Origin of the sequence: Allocatenococcus thiocycli, assembly GCF_921292965.1 — a bacterium.
In the GTDB taxonomy this organism is placed as follows: Bacteria; Pseudomonadota; Gammaproteobacteria; order Enterobacterales; family Vibrionaceae; genus Vibrio; species Vibrio natriegens.
The window spans coordinates 139,928-158,737 of the sequence record NZ_CAKLCK010000002.1; the positions used below are offsets into that span (position 1 = coordinate 139,928).

Consider the following 18,810-nt stretch of genomic DNA (forward strand, 5'->3'; position numbering starts at 1 on the left):
CCCAAATTTTTATCATTGTTTTTTCACAGTGTGATGTCATGCGCCAAATCCCTACTCTTCTTAAACTTAAATCTAAGTTTGTCAGGCGAGCAAATTAGGGGGAAATGGGTATAATAATCGCCCTCTGTCCAAATTGTGCTGGGTAGAGCATGGAAAAGCAATGATATTGATAAACTATTACTTATCATTTGCATGGCTGTTGGCTGTCTGAATAACGCGTTGTTAAATAAAGCTCAAAAAATATTCGTATGTAATTTAAGGTCTCCGACCTGGGCATACTTAAAAAGAAGAGTGGCTCAAGTCACCAGAGTAACTGTAATTTAGATGAAACTCCCAACTTAGCCCTTAGTGACGGATGTCACGCTAATGGAAGTGCACATGGTGTGCAAATAATATACAAGATAACGTTGTTGTCTTAGCTTGGGATTATGAAAGTTATATGAACACAAATCGTGAACATGAATGTGATGTGTTAGTGGTAGGGAGTGGAGCCGCAGGTTTGTCGTTGGCTTTACGTGTCGCAAATCACTGTAAAGTAATGGTACTTAGTAAAGGGCCACGTAGCGAAGGGGCGACCTATTACGCTCAGGGTGGTATCGCAGCGGTGTTTGATGAGTCAGATACGATTGAATCACACGTTGAAGACACCCAAATCGCAGGCGATGGTATCTGTGATGAAGAGACTGTGAGATTTATCGCTGAGCATTCAAAAGAATGTGTACAGTGGCTCATTGATGGCGGTGTTCCATTCGATCGTGAAGAAGACGACTCCGACGAAGAACCTCGTTACCACCTAACCCGAGAAGGCGGACACAGTTGTCGCCGTATTCTGCACGCTGCGGATGCAACGGGTATGGCGATGCAAACTTCCCTGCAAGATAACGCACACAATCATCCAAACATTCATGTTCTTGAACGACACAATGCGCTTGACCTGATCACGGAAGATAAAATTGGTGGTGACAAAAATAAAGTCATCGGCGCTTATATCTGGAACCGTAACGAAGAGCATGTAGAAACCGTACGTGCAAAATTTGTGGTACTTGCGACAGGTGGCTCTTCAAAAGTGTACCAATACACATCCAACCCAGACGTTTCATCTGGTGATGGTATTGCCATGGCGTGGCGTGCTGGCTGCCGCGTAGCAAACTTGGAGTTCAACCAATTTCACCCAACCTGCTTGTACCACCCAGAAGCACGCAACTTCCTGCTTACAGAAGCACTGCGCGGTGAAGGCGCCTACTTACGCCGCCCTGATGGCTCTCGTTTCATGCCGGATTTTGATGAACGTAAAGAGTTAGCCCCGCGTGATGTTGTTGCTCGTGCGATCGACTTTGAAATGAAGCGTCTGGGTGCTGATTGCATGTATCTCGATATTAGCCATAAGCCAGCGGATTTCATTACCAAGCACTTCCCGACCATCTACTCTCGCTTGATGGATCTGGGTATTGATATGACCAAAGAGCCGATTCCGATTGTTCCGGCAGCCCACTACACCTGTGGTGGTGTCATCGTAGACAGAAACGGAAGTACCGATCTTAAAAACTTATATGCGATCGGTGAAGTGAGCTACACCGGCCTTCACGGTGCAAACCGCATGGCGTCTAACTCGCTGTTAGAGTGTGTGGTTTACGCATGGTCTGCGGCAAAAGACATTCTGAAACACCGCTCTGAAGTCGAGCTAGCTCCTCAAGTGCCTTGCTGGGACGAAAGCCAGGTAACTAACAGTGATGAAGAAGTCATTATCCAGCATAACTGGCACGAATTGCGTCTGTTTATGTGGGACTACATGGGCATTGTTCGTACGGATAAGCGTTTGGAACGTGCACTACGACGCATTCAGATGCTGCAGCAAGAAACGCACGAGTACTACAGTAATTTCCGCGTATCCAATAACTTGCTTGAGCTGCGAAACCTACTTCAAGTCGCTGAACTGATGGTACGTTGTGCGATGCAACGCAAAGAAAGTCGCGGCCTGCACTACACACTTGATTACCCAAACCAATTGGAAAACAGTGGACCGACGATTCTAACTCCGGCGAAGCAACTGTCTGATAAATAATTTTGGTGACAGAGCTTAATCCAACATATCAACAGGGAGCATCGGCTCCCTGTTTTATTTCCCACTGACGCAATACCAGGCTTAACTGACGGTACTGTGTATCGGCGCAACTATCACGCCATACTGTCACACTATCTCCTGATTGCAGTGTAATAGCGATCTTAAAAGGCAGAGTCGACAAATCGATCCGCTTAATCTGAGTCTGCTTTGATTCAGTTCTTACCGTACCGTTACAATGAAAAGACCAGATACCTTGGCTGGCAGGGGCAACCAAAAGTTGGTCAAAGTGCAGCTTCGCGATCATTAATAACAGATAAATAGATAATACAATTGGGGTATCGGAAAGGGTGACCGCCCAAGTCATAGAGAAAAGAAGAACAAAGCTAATAACTCGGGCAGCATTTGAGGAGGAAAGTGTGAGATTAACGAACTTTACTGAGGTTGTGGGCGACAATTTTATCAACCATTGAAGCGTGGCTCAGGTTCTCACTACGTCCATGTCCCATAATCCAGGTAAACAGATCAGGGTCATCACACTCAAGCAAAGAAACAAAGTCATGCTGTTCCTGCTCACTCAGCGCATCAAAGCACTCTTCAAAGAACGGCATAATCACCACATCCAGCTCAAGCATACCTCTGCGGCAAGCCCATTTAATACGCGCCTTTTCTTCAGGAGTGTACATTCATTATTCCTTCATAGATGTCTTGTTATAAGTGCGGAGTGTAACAAGGGATATGCTACGCAACTAGTGTACGGGTCACAATACGCGAACCAAACCCCTTGAGAGTACTTGCTTATAATGAAAGCTGACAAATAACGATTCTCGAATTAACATAGCTGAAAAACATCTTCAAAAGGCATTGTAATCATGGAATGGCAAACTCGCTTTTCAGCTCTACCCCTATCAACTCAAGATACTTTACCTGAGCTCTCTATCTCACTGTTGGATAACTTAGGCATGATCACCATGGTAGGTGATGACAAAAAATCATACTTACAAGGCCAGGTCACCTGCGATGTTGTCTCTTTAGAGAAAGACCAATCAACACTTGGGGCACATTGTGATGCCAAAGGCAAAGTGTGGAGTGTTTTCCGTTTATTCCATCACCAAGATGGCTACGGACTGATCCAACCGAAGTCAGCCCTTGAAATCGAATTAAAAGAAATTAAGAAATACGCTGTATTTTCCAAAGTTACGATCGAAGAATCCAACGACATTATTCTTGGCGTTGCTGGCTCTCAAGCCAATTCGTTTATCGATGGCATCAGCGAAGAGTCTGGTGATGTACGTGCGATTAACGGCGGCACTGCCGTCAAAGTGGCAGACAACCGCTGGCTGCTACTGTTGACCAGCGATGCGGCTCAATCGATGATTGAAAACAGTGACGCTACACTGACGACACATGAACTTTGGAACCGTTTTGAGATTGAAGTGGCACTACCATTTGTACCAGCAGCGGCGCAAAACGAGCACATTCCACAAGCACTCAACCTGCAAGCACTTGGTGGTATCAGCTTCACTAAAGGTTGTTACACTGGGCAAGAAACCGTGGCACGTGCCAAATACCGAGGTACGAATAAACGTGCGATGTACATCGTGAAAGGCGCAACAGCGACAAACCTCAATGATGAACCAGTCCAACTAGAACGTAGTGTTGGTGAGAACTGGCGATCAGTTGGTGCTCTACTGACTCATTACCAGTTTGCCGATAACCAAGCAATTGGCTTGATCGTCTTACCCAATAACTTAGATGACGACACGCGCCTGCGTTTAGTTTCTCAGCCAGAATGTGAATGGACCATCGCAGAACTGCCTTACAGCCTTGATGATGAGTAAACTCATTGAAACACCTTTAATGCAGTTTTTGGCAGAGCAAAACATCACGTTTCGCTTGCTACCGCATCAAAGACCTTCTACCACCATTGAAGATGCCGCGCAGCAGCGTGGCATTCGCCCTTCTCAAATGGTTAAAGCTATCCTGTTGAGAGATATGGGGAATCTTTATGCACTTGCCTGTGCTCCAGGAGACCGAAGTGTTGACCCAAAAAAGGTTCGCTCACTCCTTCAGTGCCGACGCATGACTTGTGTCGACCAAGCGGATGTTGAAAGCATTACCGGATACAAAATTGGCACCGTGACTCCGCTGTTACTTAAACGTCATATGCCAATCGTTTTTGACCCAAGCCTCTTAAACGAAGGGGAAGTCACGATCAGCAGTGGTGATCGAATGGCAGGCATCGCTTTATCAATCGATGACCTAGTCAAGCTATGTCAGCCTGTCGTCGCGGATATTTGTCGTTGATTTAGACCACGAGCGTAATCGATTACAACACCAGCTCCCAACACGTGACACAGATCACATCACGCGTAAATTGCTTGAGAATTTTTAATCATTTTTAAAACATAAATAGTCACTAAGAAAAAACTCGTATATGATGCTTGTGTTGGTTGAGTTTTCAACAGGACTTAGCCGACATAAAGTGAATCCGCTGATTTCGATAACAGTCTTTGTTAAGTCAGCAATCCACTTTTGTGTAATGCATCTGTGACTATTCGCCCGCTAAAGCGGGCTTTTTTTTGTATGAACTTTTTCTCAGCCTTCTTACTCTAAGAATAAGTAACAAGAGAAAATGGAATGAGCGTTAAAAAAGAAACATTTAGCAAACATTCAATTTCCTTCTATTCTTAATCCTGTAACAAAACTATTGCTTAATGCACCACGTACAAAAGAATAAAGAACGAATAACGTTTCTTAATAGGTGAATTTTGGGGTAATCCTCACGCAATTTGAGACATAAAGCCGTCAATTTGCCAAAGACAGCACAAATCTCTAAGTTGTTACATCTCACCTGCACTTAGTAGTATTGCTATCACAATAATTTCGCGTGAAAAACGTAGAATAACCTGAGCTAGGTAAGAAAAAAGGAAAGTAAATATGAGACTGTTTAAGCGCTATACACCAGGTATGATTGCTAAACATATAAGTCGTCTTTTTAAGGGAAGAATTTATATTTACGGGGTCGGTAAATTCGAGTTTGATAACGGAAAACTAATGCTGCCTGAGAAAGCGGAGCAACGTCACTTCAGAGCAGTAAAAGAGATCAACAAAGAAATAATGAAACTCCGATGCGCATATGCTTAGCTAACACTCACTGAATAAAAGGCTGAATGATTCAGCCTTTTTTTGTTCTCAGATAAACATCTATTGACGTGCTAACTCTGGCAGATCACCTTTCAACCCGAGCGCTCGTTTCATGATCTCATCTTTCGCCCCAGGTAATTGCCCAGCCAGGCTCAAACCAATACCACGTATCAGCTTCTTAGCCGGATTCTCACCAGAGAACAAGTCACGGAAACCTTGCATAGCAGCAATCATCTTAGCCGATTCCGCCTTACGCCAGCGCTCGTAACTGCGAAGGTTACGCTTACTACCAATATCCTGCCCTTGATTCCATAAAGCCAGAACTTCCTGAGCCAAACTTGCTGCATCCAGAAGCCCCAAGTTCACACCTTGGCCAGCAAGTGGATGAATGGTATGTGCAGCGTCACCCACTAATGCTACTCGCTCGACGACAAAGTCTCGTGCATAACGCATTTTAAGCGGAAATGCGGCGCGTGCGCCTACCACCTCACACAAGCCAAGACGTGCATCGAACTCACTGGTTAACGCTTTATTGAATTCATGTTCATCCATAGCAAGTAAATGCTCAGCTCTGTCTGGCTCTGTCGACCAAACAATGGAGCACATATTAGGTTGAGACATTGGTAATAGTGCCAGTGGGCCATGTGGAGTAAAAATCTGACGCGCGATATGGTTATGCGGTTCGGCAGTTTTTACATTTGCGACCAACGCGCTATGGCCATAATCCCAATGAGTAAGCGGAATGTCCATCTGACGACGCAACCAAGAGTTTGCACCATCCGCACCAACCACTAGTTTGGCCGTCATCGCTTGTCCATTATCCAGTGTTAGCCAGCTTTCTTGCTCACCAACGGCTAATGTAGCGCAACGGGCAGGCATAAACAGCGTCACGTTGTCTTGCTTCTCAACTTGCTCGAGCAGTGCCAGTTGAATCACTCTGTTTTCAACAATATGGCCCAGATCAGGCTGCGCCATGCTTTGGGCATCAAACTCTATTTTGGCAAAGCTGTCCTGTTCCCAAACTTCCATGCCATAGTATGGCGACGCTCTGCGCTGTTCAATGCCCTGCCAGGCTCCCAGCTTACGTAATATGGTTTCACTAGAGCGACTCAATGCAGACACGCGCACATCGGGCAGTTCATTCAGTTTATCGTCAGGTACGCTACCTTCAATGACAGCGATTCGCAGATCACTGTCTTTGAATGCGGCGGCAAGCGCCAACCCAACCATTCCTCCGCCGATGATGGCGATATCTACACTTTGCATCATTGCTTTTACTTACCTAGTTTTTAGCTAATTCGTTGCAACCGATCATCGTTTTACTAAGCCAAGAGTGTGGCGTAGAAGTGGCTGCTTAAAAATAGAAAGGTTATCCATCGCGGCTAAAGCGGCATTGCGCCCGATTCGCATCGCGGGTAAATCATTTGAAAAAACATGCACGAGCGAGCTTGTTAACCAGATGGTTTCGCTACGGTCTGCTTCACGACGCTGACTAAAACGCATCAAGCCTTGATAACGCCCAACATCTTCACTCTGCTTAATAACTTCTTCAGCCAGAGACACCACATCACGAATACCCAGATTGAAGCCTTGCCCGGCGATCGGGTGCAGTGTTTGAGCGGCATTACCCACAATTGCAAAACGGTGTGAAATATTCTGCTTACGATGGCGCAGCAATAGCGGGTAACTTGCACGTAGCCCTACTTTCTTAAGAGCACCTAAACGCCAGCCAAAATCATGCTGTAAGCGTGCAAGAAATGCACTCTCAGAGAGTGCCAATACGGATTCAGCTTCATCCGGGTGCAAACACCACACCAGCGACATACGGTTGTCACTCATCGGCAGCAAAGCAACGGGTCCGTTTTCAGTAAAACGTTCAAACGCACGCCCTTGATGCGGCTCCTGAGTTACGATGTTAGCAATTATAGCCACTTGCTCAAAGTCATGTTCAGACAACTCTAATCCGACTTGCTGGCAGCACTGTGAAACGGCACCATCGGCCGCGACTAAAAGCTTAGCTTCTAGCTTTTCCCCGCTGCTTAATTCAACCTGAGTATGATCTTGCTCTCGTTCAATATAGGTGACGGAGTCGGGACAGAAGAAATCTATCGAGGCACTGTTTGTAAGTAACTCTTGGTAAACACGTCCGACATCAGCAAGCTCAACCACATATCCCAGCGCTTCAACCCCAACCTCTTGCTTGGTGATATCGGTCATCCCTGCATGAGAACGGTCAGAAACATGGATATGTTCAATTGGCGTAGCAAAAGGCTCGATGACTGACCAAAGCTGTAAGTGGCGCAGTAGATTAACGGTTCCGTATGATAAGGCGATAGAGCGCGAGTCAAACCCTGGGTGGGAATCCGACTGAGCTTTAAATGGCTCGACGACAGCAATGCGCAGAGCCGCCTTGGATAAGTGTTCGATCGCCAGTGCCAACGTCGCACCAGCCATAGCACCACCAGCAATGACTACATCATATTGCCTCATGCTTACTTACCTCTGAACAATCTGTAATTAGTGGATCGTTGGTTTACTGTCACTGCTATCAGGTCGTGCACCAAACTCGGCATGGATAGTCAGAACACACGCTTTAACATGTTCGATAACTTGCTCAAGCAGCTGCGCTTGCTCGCCAAGATCGTCGTCTTCATCAATACCCAACTTGGCAATTTCTTCTAAATCGGCCAACGCTTCCTTTACATCGTCAGAAGCTTTGCCAATCGCAATGCCAGCCAAGCCTAAGCCAGAGATAAAGTGGTTAACAAAATCAGACAAACCGTCGGCTAAAGCAAACAAACCTTCTTCACCAGCTTCATCTGGCAGTAATAACGACAGCTCCATTGAAGAGCCGGTAAGCTCACTGACAGAAACTTTGAATACGCTCTGTGCGAATGCCAACGATGTAGCAGGCCAGCCCATGCCGTCGTTAGTGTAATCAAACAGGATTGGTTGCCAGGTTTGATCGTTAATCGCCAATCCACCACTTAGCATGCCGACAAGCAACCCGTGTAACTCTGCCGGGGTAACCGCCAGACTTGCAGATTTTAACTCAGCAGCAATAGATTGGTATTCAGGAAGGGTGATTTCACTCATAGCTTGGCTCATTATTGCATAAATTTGTTTCGATATATCCTACCATCAAGCCTAGTCGTCCGAAACGACTATCAAATTCATTTTGAACACCATTTGCTCAATTTGCCGAATTCCTGTGTGATCACGTCATCATTTCTCTTTCTGTGATGGGAAATGCTTGAATCTTAATAGCGGTTTTCCTATAGTTTCCTCCTCGGTAGTTGCATAGAGCAACACCTTAGATAGCGCGAATATAGAGTTTATTCATCATGAGCAATCAAGCGATCGACGTTCAAATACTAGGCAAAGTAACTCGAGTGAATTGTCCTGCGGGCCAAGAAGAGTCTCTCGTTGCAGCAGCAAAAGATCTCGATCGACGATTGAAAGAGATGAGCGAACGTACTAAGGTAACCAATGAAATTCAGCTGCTGACTTTTGCCGCGTTGAACATTTGTTATGAATTACAGACCAAGTCATACGAATCGAGCGGGCAACAGCAAGAAATTACTGAGCGAATGGAACAGCTCACTGCGTCTCTAGAGAACGCATTAAGTAAAGTTACGCAAGGACAGCAGTAAATACAAAATTTACCCTGGGGTGTGCGTCAGCAGGATGTAAGTCCCTGAGCCGATAAGCAATACCTAAGGGTTAGTATTTGGTAACTATTGAGCAAGCTTGGCATGTACCGAGAAGCCTACGGTTATCAGTGCTGATCCGCCTTGAACCAGCTGGTTCAAGGGCCACAATCCTCAACGGCACCCTGGGGTATTCCTCTATGTCAGAACTTTCTCGACAAGACTTTCGTAAATTGATCCGTGAAAAACGTAACGCTCTATGTAGTGACACACAGTTTCAAGCGGCGCTCGACCTAGTCAGGCAATTTTCCCAACTTCCTGAAATACAGCATTCTCAGCACATTGCTATTTATCTTTCTGCGGATGGTGAACTGGATACCAAGCCCCTTATCGAGTGGCTATGGCAACAAGGGAAATCAATATATCTACCAGTCATCCATCCTTTTTCAAAAGGTCAGTTACTGTTTCTTCAGTACCTGAGTGATGATCAACTCATCTACAACAAATATGGCATTCTTGAGCCCAAGCTCGATATTCGCCACCTTATACCTGTTCGTCAACTCGATCTTATCTGCACGCCTTTGGTAGGTTTCGACAGTATTGGCCACCGGTTAGGTATGGGCGGAGGATATTACGATCGCACCCTTTCACATTGGTTTGCCAGTGGTGAAGGCGCCACACCTGTAGGTATCGCTCATGACTGCCAGCATGTTGAACGCCTGCCAATTGAAAGCTGGGACATTCCACTGCCTAAGATCGTGACTCCAAGCCGAATCTGGCAATGGGAAAACTAACACTTACCCGCTATAATCACGCCGCAAATGTTAACGAACATCTATTCAGGAGATTGGCATGACTCAAGATGAAATGAAAAAAGCGGCTGGTTGGGCAGCATTAAAATATGTTGAAAAAGGCAGCATTGTCGGTGTAGGCACTGGCTCTACCGTGAATCACTTCATCGATGCACTAGGGACTATCAAAGACGATATCAAAGGTGCAGTCTCTAGCTCTGTAGCTTCGACTGAGCGTCTAAAAGAGCTTGGTATTGAAGTATTTGAGTGTAACGACGTAATTAAGCTAGATGTTTATGTTGATGGCGCGGATGAAATCAACCCAACGCGTGACATGATCAAAGGTGGTGGTGCCGCGTTAACACGTGAAAAAATCGTCGCAGCAATCTCAGAAAAGTTCGTGTGCATTGTGGACGATACAAAAGCAGTAGATGTTCTAGGTCAATTCCCATTACCTGTAGAAGTGATCCCAATGGCTCGCTCATACGTGGCACGTGAATTGGTTAAACTTGGTGGTGACCCTGCTTACCGCGAAGGCGTAGTGACAGATAACGGCAACGTGATTCTGGATGTACACAACATGCAGATCACTAACCCGAAAGAAATGGAAGATAAGATCAACAGCATCGCGGGTGTTGTCACTAATGGTCTTTTTGCTCATCGTGGTGCGGATGTGGTTATCACAGGCACGCCTGAAGGTGCAAAAATCGAAGAGTAAAAAACCTAGATAATTCACCTATCAGGTTCATTTTTCGGTTATTTCATTACATACGGTGCTGCAAAGCACCGTTTTTCATTCTTTCACCAAATAAAATTATTCCTTATTCCGTAATTTTCTTACCCAAAGCTATTTTTTTTTGTTACTTTATTGAACAGAAGACGCACAAGGAAACGTTTGTCCTCCTACAAAACTATTAATTATCCCCTTTTTAATGGTTTTGCCCAATGTGCGCCATATTAGCCCACCTTTCCATTTTAAGGACGAGAAAAAATGGCCAAAGTTTCGCTGGAAAAAGACAAGATTAAGATCCTCTTACTTGAGGGGCTTCACCCTTCTTCAGTTGAAGTTCTTCAAGCTGCTGGTTACACCAACATTGAATACCACAAAGGTTCACTTCCTGAAGAGGAACTGATTGAAGCGGTTAAAGATGTTCACTTCATCGGCATTCGCTCCCGCACTAATCTATCGGAAGAAGTGATCAATGCGGCAAACAAACTGGTTGCTATTGGCTGTTTTTGTATCGGTACTAACCAAGTCGATCTCGACGCGGCTGCAAAACGTGGCGTTCCTGTATTTAACGCACCTTTCTCAAACACTCGAAGCGTAGCCGAGCTGGTTCTTGGTCAGATTCTATTGCTTCTACGAGGCATTCCTGAAAAGAACGCACTTGCACATCGCGGCATTTGGAAAAAGAGCGCAGATAACTCTTACGAAGCTCGTGGTAAGCGTCTTGGTATTATCGGTTACGGCCACATCGGTACTCAGCTGGGTATTATCGCTGAAAACCTTGGTATGCGCGTTTACTACTACGACATCGAAAACAAGTTGTCTCTTGGTAATGCCACGCAAGTTCATACCATGAGCGAACTACTGAATAAATGTGATGTTATCTCACTTCATGTTCCAGAAACACCTGAAACGAAGAACATGATGGGTGAAGAAGAGTTTGCTCGCATGAAACCAGGCGCAATCTTTATCAACGCTGCTCGTGGTACCGTTGTTGATATTCCAGCTCTTTGCAGCACGTTAGAAGCAGGTCATCTGGCTGGTGCAGCTATTGATGTATTCCCTGTTGAACCAAAAACAAACGCAGACCCGTTCGAATCTCCACTGCAGAAGTTCGACAATGTTATTCTGACTCCACACGTCGGTGGTTCTACGCAAGAAGCGCAAGAAAACATCGGTGTAGAAGTGGCTGGCAAACTGGCGAAATACTCTGACAACGGTTCAACGCTTTCAAGCGTAAACTTCCCTGAAGTATCTCTACCTGAGCACGGTGGTGAAGTTTCTCGCTTGCTACACATCCACAAAAACCGCCCAGGTATCCTGACTCAGATAAACACTATCTTTGCTGAAGAAGGCATCAACATCGCCGCACAGTACCTGCAAACTGCAGCTGAAATCGGCTACGTGGTTATCGATGTGGAAACTGAACGTTCAGAAGAAGCACTTATCAAGCTGAAAAGTATCGAAGGCACGATTCGTTCTCGTATTCTTCACTAAGAAGCACAGAAACAACAAAGGCAGGGAATTTCCCTGCCTTTTTTATATCTGAAAATAGGATGCGCCTTATTTCAGCTTGTAGATAACCTCTACCTGATCTCGGATCACCATCGTAGAGTCCTGATAGCTATTGGCATTCTGCTTGCCCTCCATCGCCATGGAGCGCATTAAAACTGGCGTTGGGTAAGTGTTGTTGTAGTTGACCCGCCAGATATCCCCCAGAGTCTTATCAAAGCCAGAAGCTAAAGAGGCAGCACTTTCTCTGGCATCTTTGATCGCAGCCAAGCGAGCTTTCTGTTGATACTCAGCCTGATTACTCACCTTAAGCTGAATATTATCAACCTGGTTAATACCCGCTTGTATTGCCATATCAAGGTACTGATTAAGGTTGGCTAAATCCTTAACCGTCACGTTAATACTGCGAGAGGCGCGATAACCCACCAGCTCAGCCTTGCCCGATTTTGGATAATGGTATTGAGGAGCCAGGTACAGATTCGAACTGGTAATACTGTCTTTAGATAATCCTGCATCTGACAGTTTTTGCAAAAACTCATCGACAGTCGTATCCACCGACAGCTTCGCTTGCTCGGCAGTCATCGTCGTATCCACCACTTTAACCGAAAAAGTCGCCATATCTGGCGTAGCAATTACCTCGCCATAACCTGTTGTCGTTACGTGTGCAAATTCAGGTGTAGTAGCTAGGGCTGAAACACTGGTAAGGCTGAGCAAAGTAGCCAGCAAACACGAATACAGTTTCATTCGACAGATCCATCCATATATAAAAGACATGTCCCAGAGCAAAAATGCAGTAGCGAAAACCACTGAAGCCGTCTGGGGTAATACCCAAAAACTTAGAAAGCTTTGAGCATATAATGCTTGATAATAGGAACTTTCGACGATTATCCAACCACCCTCGCCCACTTCTAACACAACTTTGACTGTGTAACTTTGGTGTAATTTTTAACCAAATCAATACAAGAGGTACGCGTTAACATCATTGTTATTACATTCTACTGCGGTAAATGACGTTGGGCATAGCCGACGATTGCCTGCGAAATTTCTTGTAATACGCCGGTTTCCGATTGCCAGTGATGCCAGTAAATTCGATAGGTCATCAGGAATCCCGGAGTAATATCAATCAGCGAACCTTGCTCTAATTCATTCGAGATCTGTAAACGGGGAATCAGGCAATACGCAACACCCGCCATCGCCATTTTCAGAAACGCTTCAGAGCTGCTTATATTGTGATGAATCACGCTATCGGGGCGCACATTAAAATGCTTGGTCAGAAAGGCTTTATGTAGATCATCATATTGATCGTACGATACGGCTGGGGCTTTAGAGAGTGTTTTATTGTTTACGCCCTCAGAAAAATAACGTTGATAGAATTCAGGGCTAGCAACACAGACATAATCAATACGTCCTAAATAGTCCGCTCTACAGCCAGGAATGGCCTGAGATTCCAGACTGATGGCTCCTGCAACTTCGCCACTTCTTAGCTTTTCAATAGAGCGAGATTCACCATAAATAGCGAGTTTTAACTCAACTTGACGAGTTTTCATCACATCTTGCAATGCAGGTAACAACCACGTAGCCAAGCTGTCCGCATTGGTCGCCAACGACAACTGAACCGGGCGTGTAGTGGTGTCATTTTTTAGTTCGGGTAAGATTTCATGTTCCAGCATGCGAACCCGACGATACAACCCGAGCAGCTTCTTGCCTATTGGCGTCGGCTTAGGTGGCTGCTCTCGAATCAGTACTGGTTGAGCAAGAAATTTTTCTAACTGTTTAATTCTCTGAGAAATAGCAGATTGAGAAACATACAAACACTCAGCGGCTCGCTCAAAGCTTCCTTGATAGACGACGGCATCAAGCGCTTCTATCCACTTATAATCCAGCCCTCTCATGAAAATGTACCTCTTCATCCATCTTGATAAGTTTTACTAATAATATATTAAAATCATTAATTATACTTATTTCATCAAAGCCTTTATCTTGCTCATCTTCGTGAATTTAATTGATATTTTTTGAGGTGAACTGTGAGTTTTTGGGTTGTATTGCAAGGGTTTGGATTAGGGGCATCGATGATCATTCCTATTGGCGCGCAAAATGCGTATGTCTTGAATCAAGGCATAAAACGCAACCACCATCTCACCACAGCCACCATCTGTAGCATTCTGGATATGCTGTTTATTTCCCTAGGTATATTCGGTGGTGGTGCGGTTTTATCGAAAAATGAAATGCTTCTGACCGCTGTAACGCTAGGTGGTATTGCGTTCCTAAGTGTCTGTGGTTACCTATCAATGAGAAGTGCATTCAAGCCAGAAAATGAATCGGAAACCAAAGGGGAAGTAATAGCACGTGGTCGTCGCACCGTGATTTTAGGCGCACTTGCAGTTACGGTACTGAATCCACATTTGTACTTAGACACTGTCGTGATTCTTGGTTCTATTGGTGGCCAGTTTGAGGGACATGATCGCATCGCATTTGCACTGGGCACCATGATGGCTTCGTTTGTGTGGTTCTTTACCCTATCTCTGGGCGCGGCAAAACTGGGGCCGACTCTGTCTAAGCCTAAGGTGAAAAAAGGCATAGATATTGGTGTGGCATTGATGATGTTTGCTATCGCCTATGTTCTAGCGAGCGAGTTGCTAGCCAAATACTGGTGATAACTCTCGTTATGCAGAAACTTAATGTAGATAACCTTCTCTACTATGCATAAAAAATATGCATAAAAAAAGCGAGGCAAATTTGCCTCGCTCTCTAAATAGAAATTCGCTTTGATTACGCTTCTACTTTGTTCAGGTGAATATCCATTTGTGGGAATGGAATCTCGATGCCATTTGCATCCAAAGCTTCTTTGATGCCTTGCATTGAGTCAAAGTAAACGCCCCAGTAATCTGCCGTTTTAACCCAAGGGCGAACAACAAAGTTAACTGAAGAATCTGCTAGAGCCAATACACCGATTGTCATATCAGGATCTTTAAGGATGCGTGGATCTTTTTCTAGTGTTTCACGGATAACTTTCTTAGTTAATTTCAAATCCGCTTTATAAGAAACACCAATAACCAAATCAACACGGCGAGTCGCGTGACGAGAGTAGTTAGTGATTGCACCGCCAATAACTGAAGAGTTAGGAACTACAACCATTTTGTTATCAGGCGTTTTTAGAATCGTTTGGAAAATTTGAATTGCTTCAACACTACCAGCTACACCACCGATTTCTACATAATCGCCAGACTTAAATGGACGGAATGCAACGATAAGCACGCCTGCCGCAAAGTTTGATAGTGAGCCTTGCAGAGCAAGACCAACAGCAAGACCAGCCGCACCGATTACCGCAACTACAGAGGCAGTTTGAACACCTACACGACCAAGAGCGGCGATAAGAACGATAACGAATAGTAAGTAACGAACAAGACCGTGAATAAATTCAACGACAGCCTTATCCATGTTTTTCTTTTCAAGTACTTTAGCTACACTTCCAGCGACTGCTTTAACGATAATATTACCGATAAATAGAATAATCAGTGCTGAAATAATGTTTACACCATATTGAACAAGAAGGTCTGAGTTGTTTGAAAGCCAAGTCTCAGCTTTAGTCAGCCCATCTGTTAATGTGTTATCGATACCCACCGATTCACCTGCCATAATGCTTATCCTCAAATCAAGATATAAAACCAATTGCCGCTTATTTATGAACCTTATTTTTTATAGGTTCTTATCTGTAACAATATCACTATTATAAAACTGAACAGTGTCAGAATTTTGGCACGATATATCAACTTTGACGTTTTGCAAAGTCAGAATTTCGCAAAGAGAAGCAAAACAAGACGTTATCAGAGTTTTCCTATATCTGCCTGTTACAGGTTACGCAATGCTAACCCATTTCGCTACTTTTATTACCTAAATCCAAACATGCAGTATACAAAAAGCAACCTGTTGTATACCAATCATACACAACCAATGCTAGTAAATTATTCAATAACGATCGTAGTGTTTTAAAGAGGGGCGTAGTAAGACAGACAGCAGGCTGAAGACATAAAAAAACCCGCTCAATGAGCGGGTTTTTAACAACTTTAATTCAATCGAATTATAGTACGTCAACTGCGTTAAGGTCAGCAAATGCTTGCTCAAGACGAGTAACCATTGAAGCTTGACCAGCACGTAGCCATACGCGTGGATCGTAGTACTTCTTGTTTGGCGCGTCTTCGCCAGTTGGGTTACCGATTTGACCTTGTAGGTAATCGTGGTTTTCAGCTTCGTACTTACGGATACCATCCCAAGTTGCCCACTGTGTATCTGTATCGATGTTCATTTTGATAACACCGTAACCGATAGACTCTTGGATTTCTGCTTGAGAAGAACCAGAACCACCGTGGAATACGAAGTTTAGAGAGTTAGCTGGTAGGCCGAACTTCTCAGAAACGTACGCTTGAGAATCACGTAGGATAGTTGGAGTAAGAACAACGTTACCTGGCTTGTAAACGCCGTGTACGTTACCGAAAGATGCTGCGATAGTGAAACGGTGGCTAACTGCACTTAGTTTCTCGTATGCGTAAGCAACGTCTTCTGGAGAAGTGTAAAGCTCAGATGCGTCCATGTCAGAGTTATCTACGCCGTCTTCTTCACCACCAGTACAACCTAGTTCGATCTCTAGAGTCATGTTCATCTTAGCCATACGCTCTAGGTATTTAGCACAGATTTCGATGTTCTCTTCTAGAGACTCTTCAGAAAGGTCGATCATGTGAGAAGAGAATAGAGGCTTACCAGTTTGAGCGAAGTGCTCTTCACCAGCATCTAGTAGACCGTCGATCCAAGGTAGAAGTTTCTTAGCAGCGTGGTCAGTGTGTAGAATTACTGGAACACCGTAAGCTTCAGCTACAGCGTGAACGTATTTAGCACCAGCTACAGCACCAAGGATTTGAGCACCTTGACCTTCAAGTTTCACGCCTTTACCAGCGAAGAAAGCTGCGCCGCCGTTAGAGAACTGAACAACAACTGGAGCTTTAACTTTTGCTGCTGCTTCTAGTACTGCGTTTACAGAGTCAGTACCTACAACGTTTACAGCTGGAAGTGCGAAGTTGTTTTCTTTCGCTACTTCAAAAACTTTCTGAACGTCATCGCCAGAGATAACACCTGGTTTTACGAAGTCGAAGATCTTAGACATGGATTCAATCCTATTTATCTGTCGTTTTTAAACAAAACTTGTTAAGTTGAAAATCTTGCAAACGTTTGCTCACAACAGAGGCTATTCTAGCAGAGTTCCTCTCACGTTGCAGCAAACAACAAAGCGGGAGAATAACTCCCCCGCTTTGCTTTAATTACTTAGCGCGTGCTTCTAGCATTTCTACTGCAGGAAGAACTTTACCTTCTACAAACTCAAGGAAAGCGCCGCCACCAGTAGAGATGTAAGATACGTCAGCTTTGATACCGAACTTGTCGATAGCTGCTAGCGTGTCACCACCACCTGCAACAGAGAAGCCTTCAGAAGTTGCGATAGCTTCAGAGATACCTTTAGTACCAGCTTCGAAGTTCTTGAACTCGAATACACCTACTGGACCATTCCAAAGGATAGTTTTCGCATTTTTAAGAATCTCAGCTAGTGCCGCTGTTGAGTCAGGGCCAAGGTCGAAGATCATGTCGTCGTCTTGAACTTCAGAAACGTCTTTGATTTCAGCTTCTGCGTTTTCATCGAATGCTTTCGCACATGCAACGTCAGTTGCTACTGGAATTGCACACTCATCCATTAGCTTCTTAGCTGTGTCTACTAGGTCTGCTTCGTATAGAGACTTACCAACGTTGTGGCCCGCAGCTGCGATGAATGTGTTTGCGATACCGCCACCAACAACAAGCTGGTCAGCGATTTTAGATAGAGACTCAAGAACAGTCAGTTTAGTAGAAACTTTTGAACCACCTACGATAGCAACCATTGGACGAGCTGGGTTGTCCATTGCTTTGCCTAGTGCGTCTAGTTCGTTTGCTAGTAGAGGACCAGCACAAGCTACAGGAGCGTGCATACCAACGCCGTGAGTTGACGCTTGAGCTCGGTGAGCCGTACCGAATGCATCCATTACGAATACGTCACATAGTGCTGCGTACTTCTTAGATAGCTCTTCTTCGTTTTTCTTTTCGCCTTTGTTGAAGCGAACGTTTTCTAGAACAACAAGTTCACCCGCGTTTAGCTCTAGGCCATCTAGGTAGTCTTTTGCTAGCTTAACTTCGCAATCTAGTGCGTCGTTTAGGTAGTTAACAACAGGTTGTAGAGAGAACTCTTCAGCGTATTCACCTTCAGTTGGGCGACCTAGGTGAGAAGTAACCATTACTTTAGCGCCTGCTTCTAGGCAGTGCTTAATAGTTGGAAGAGATGCGATGATACGTGCATCAGAAGTTACTTTTCCGTCTTTTACTGGCACGTTTAGGTCAGCACGGATAAATACACGTTTACCTGCAAGATCCAGGTCAGTCATCTTGATTACAGACATGTTGTGTCCTCTCAAATATTTAAAAATTAAAGTTTTTGAAAACTCGGCAACCCTGCCAAGCCTGTTAATTCTTCAAACTGGTTATAGAATATGGAGACATTCAATATTTATTTCAAGGTTAAAAATAAATATTTTTCCACTGCTGCTTTACGGATTACTTCGCAGCTTGCATTGCTAAAGCGGTATCCAGCATCCGATTAGCAAAGCCCCATTCGTTATCGCACCATACGAGCATTTTTACTAGCTGCCCGTTACTCACTCTTGTTTGAGTTCCATCCACAATCGCACTATGGGGGTCGTGATTAAAATCGATGGAAACGAGTGGCGATTCAGTATAGTCAACAATGTCACGTAATGTACACTGAGATGCGTTAACAATGGTTTGATTTACGTCATTAACTTTCACATTTGTACTAATTGTGACACTTAAATCCATTGCAGTAACGTTAACTGT

19 protein-coding genes, 1 other RNA gene and 1 pseudogene are annotated in these 18,810 nt (G+C 44.6%); 10 read left to right on the forward strand and 11 right to left on the reverse strand.

Annotated features, from left to right (window positions below; all coding sequences use genetic code 11):
- Window positions 1-439 precede the first annotated feature (439 nt).
- Window positions 440-2,062, forward strand: coding sequence for an L-aspartate oxidase (nadB, locus tag L9Q40_RS02440; protein WP_263837462.1), 1,623 nt, complete (start codon window positions 440-442; stop codon window positions 2,060-2,062).
- A gap of 28 nt (window positions 2,063-2,090) precedes the next feature.
- Here the strand turns inward: nadB and L9Q40_RS02445 are convergent, their stop codons facing one another.
- Window positions 2,091-2,516 (reverse strand): protein YgfX, encoded by a 426-nt coding sequence (locus tag L9Q40_RS02445; RefSeq protein WP_498791823.1) that lies wholly within the window; start codon window positions 2,514-2,516, stop codon window positions 2,091-2,093.
- Window positions 2,485-2,745, reverse strand: coding sequence for an FAD assembly factor SdhE (locus tag L9Q40_RS02450; protein WP_014233003.1), 261 nt, complete (start codon window positions 2,743-2,745; stop codon window positions 2,485-2,487). The genes L9Q40_RS02445 and L9Q40_RS02450 overlap by 32 nt, the downstream gene beginning before the upstream one ends.
- A gap of 186 nt (window positions 2,746-2,931) precedes the next feature.
- Here L9Q40_RS02450 and ygfZ point away from each other — a divergent pair, with 186 nt between their 5' ends.
- From ygfZ to L9Q40_RS02465, 3 genes are all read left to right on the forward strand, one after another.
- Entirely contained in the window at window positions 2,932-3,900 is a 969-nt protein-coding gene (ygfZ, locus tag L9Q40_RS02455) for a tRNA-modifying protein YgfZ (protein WP_498791824.1), read from the forward strand.
- Complete coding sequence (locus L9Q40_RS02460) at window positions 3,893-4,366, forward strand: aminoacyl-tRNA deacylase (protein ID WP_239948459.1); 474 nt, start codon at window positions 3,893-3,895, stop codon at window positions 4,364-4,366. Before ygfZ ends, L9Q40_RS02460 begins: the two co-directional genes overlap by 8 nt.
- A 633-nt stretch (window positions 4,367-4,999) precedes the next feature.
- Window positions 5,000-5,206, forward strand: a complete 207-nt coding sequence (locus L9Q40_RS02465) for a DUF1107 domain-containing protein (RefSeq protein ID WP_014233006.1) — start codon at window positions 5,000-5,002, stop codon at window positions 5,204-5,206.
- Window positions 5,207-5,266: 60 nt separating this feature from the next.
- On the opposite strand, the gene L9Q40_RS02470 is transcribed toward L9Q40_RS02465, so the two are convergent.
- The 3 genes from L9Q40_RS02470 to L9Q40_RS02480 are packed head-to-tail and all read right to left on the reverse strand — an operon-like array spanning window position 5,267 to window position 8,302.
- A complete protein-coding gene (locus L9Q40_RS02470) occupies window positions 5,267-6,475 on the reverse strand; it encodes an FAD-dependent 2-octaprenylphenol hydroxylase (protein ID WP_118119381.1) in 1,209 nt (402 codons plus the stop codon).
- Between the two features lie 42 nt (window positions 6,476-6,517).
- Window positions 6,518-7,696, reverse strand: a complete 1,179-nt coding sequence (gene ubiH / locus L9Q40_RS02475; protein WP_422831017.1) for a 2-octaprenyl-6-methoxyphenyl hydroxylase — start codon at window positions 7,694-7,696, stop codon at window positions 6,518-6,520.
- Window positions 7,697-7,723: 27 nt separating this feature from the next.
- Window positions 7,724-8,302 carry a YecA/YgfB family protein gene (locus L9Q40_RS02480; RefSeq protein ID WP_020333985.1) on the reverse strand — a complete coding sequence of 193 codons (579 nt, stop codon included), beginning with the start codon at window positions 8,300-8,302 and terminating at the stop codon, window positions 7,724-7,726.
- A gap of 248 nt (window positions 8,303-8,550) precedes the next feature.
- Here L9Q40_RS02480 and L9Q40_RS02485 point away from each other — a divergent pair, with 248 nt between their 5' ends.
- The 5 genes from L9Q40_RS02485 (at window position 8,551) to serA (ending at window position 11,871) form a co-directional block, all read left to right on the forward strand.
- Window positions 8,551-8,859 carry a cell division protein ZapA gene (locus tag L9Q40_RS02485; protein ID WP_020333986.1) on the forward strand — a complete coding sequence of 103 codons (309 nt, stop codon included), beginning with the start codon at window positions 8,551-8,553 and terminating at the stop codon, window positions 8,857-8,859.
- 8 nt (window positions 8,860-8,867) lie between these two features.
- A non-coding RNA gene (gene ssrS, locus L9Q40_RS02490) (6S RNA) lies at window positions 8,868-9,052 on the forward strand.
- A gap of 4 nt (window positions 9,053-9,056) precedes the next feature.
- On the forward strand, window positions 9,057-9,650 hold the full coding sequence (locus tag L9Q40_RS02495) for a 5-formyltetrahydrofolate cyclo-ligase (RefSeq protein WP_498791825.1): 594 nt from the start codon (window positions 9,057-9,059) through the stop codon (window positions 9,648-9,650).
- A 58-nt stretch (window positions 9,651-9,708) separates the two neighbouring features.
- Window positions 9,709-10,365: a ribose-5-phosphate isomerase RpiA gene (rpiA, locus tag L9Q40_RS02500; RefSeq protein WP_014233012.1), complete on the forward strand. Its 657-nt coding sequence runs from the start codon at window positions 9,709-9,711 to the stop codon at window positions 10,363-10,365.
- Between the two features lie 273 nt (window positions 10,366-10,638).
- The gene (serA, locus tag L9Q40_RS02505; protein WP_014233013.1) at window positions 10,639-11,871 is read left to right on the forward strand and encodes a phosphoglycerate dehydrogenase; all 1,233 of its coding nucleotides are present in this window, start codon (window positions 10,639-10,641) and stop codon (window positions 11,869-11,871) included.
- 66 nt (window positions 11,872-11,937) lie between these two features.
- Here the strand turns inward: serA and L9Q40_RS02510 are convergent, their stop codons facing one another.
- Together L9Q40_RS02510 and L9Q40_RS02515 are read right to left on the reverse strand one after the other, a co-directional pair.
- The gene (locus L9Q40_RS02510) at window positions 11,938-12,630 is read right to left on the reverse strand and encodes an oxidative stress defense protein (RefSeq protein WP_014233014.1); all 693 of its coding nucleotides are present in this window, start codon (window positions 12,628-12,630) and stop codon (window positions 11,938-11,940) included.
- 251 nt (window positions 12,631-12,881) lie between these two features.
- Window positions 12,882-13,778, reverse strand: a complete 897-nt coding sequence (locus L9Q40_RS02515) for a LysR family transcriptional regulator ArgP (protein ID WP_498791826.1) — start codon at window positions 13,776-13,778, stop codon at window positions 12,882-12,884.
- A 132-nt stretch (window positions 13,779-13,910) separates the two neighbouring features.
- Between L9Q40_RS02515 and L9Q40_RS02520 the strand changes: the two genes are divergently transcribed.
- Window positions 13,911-14,540, forward strand: a complete 630-nt coding sequence (locus L9Q40_RS02520) for a LysE/ArgO family amino acid transporter (protein WP_498791827.1) — start codon at window positions 13,911-13,913, stop codon at window positions 14,538-14,540.
- Between the two features lie 115 nt (window positions 14,541-14,655).
- On the opposite strand, the gene mscS is transcribed toward L9Q40_RS02520, so the two are convergent.
- The 4 genes and pseudogenes from mscS to L9Q40_RS02540 all read right to left on the reverse strand — a co-directional run.
- A complete protein-coding gene (mscS, locus tag L9Q40_RS02525) occupies window positions 14,656-15,522 on the reverse strand; it encodes a small-conductance mechanosensitive channel MscS (RefSeq protein ID WP_014233017.1) in 867 nt (288 codons plus the stop codon).
- Window positions 15,523-15,964: 442 nt separating this feature from the next.
- Complete coding sequence (fbaA, locus tag L9Q40_RS02530) at window positions 15,965-17,041, reverse strand: class II fructose-bisphosphate aldolase (protein WP_014233018.1); 1,077 nt, start codon at window positions 17,039-17,041, stop codon at window positions 15,965-15,967.
- A 154-nt stretch (window positions 17,042-17,195) separates the two neighbouring features.
- Window positions 17,196-18,356, reverse strand: coding sequence for a phosphoglycerate kinase (locus tag L9Q40_RS02535; RefSeq protein ID WP_014233019.1), 1,161 nt, complete (start codon window positions 18,354-18,356; stop codon window positions 17,196-17,198).
- Between the two features lie 154 nt (window positions 18,357-18,510).
- Window positions 18,511-18,810: pseudogene (locus tag L9Q40_RS02540) on the reverse strand (erythrose-4-phosphate dehydrogenase); the annotation flags it as partial.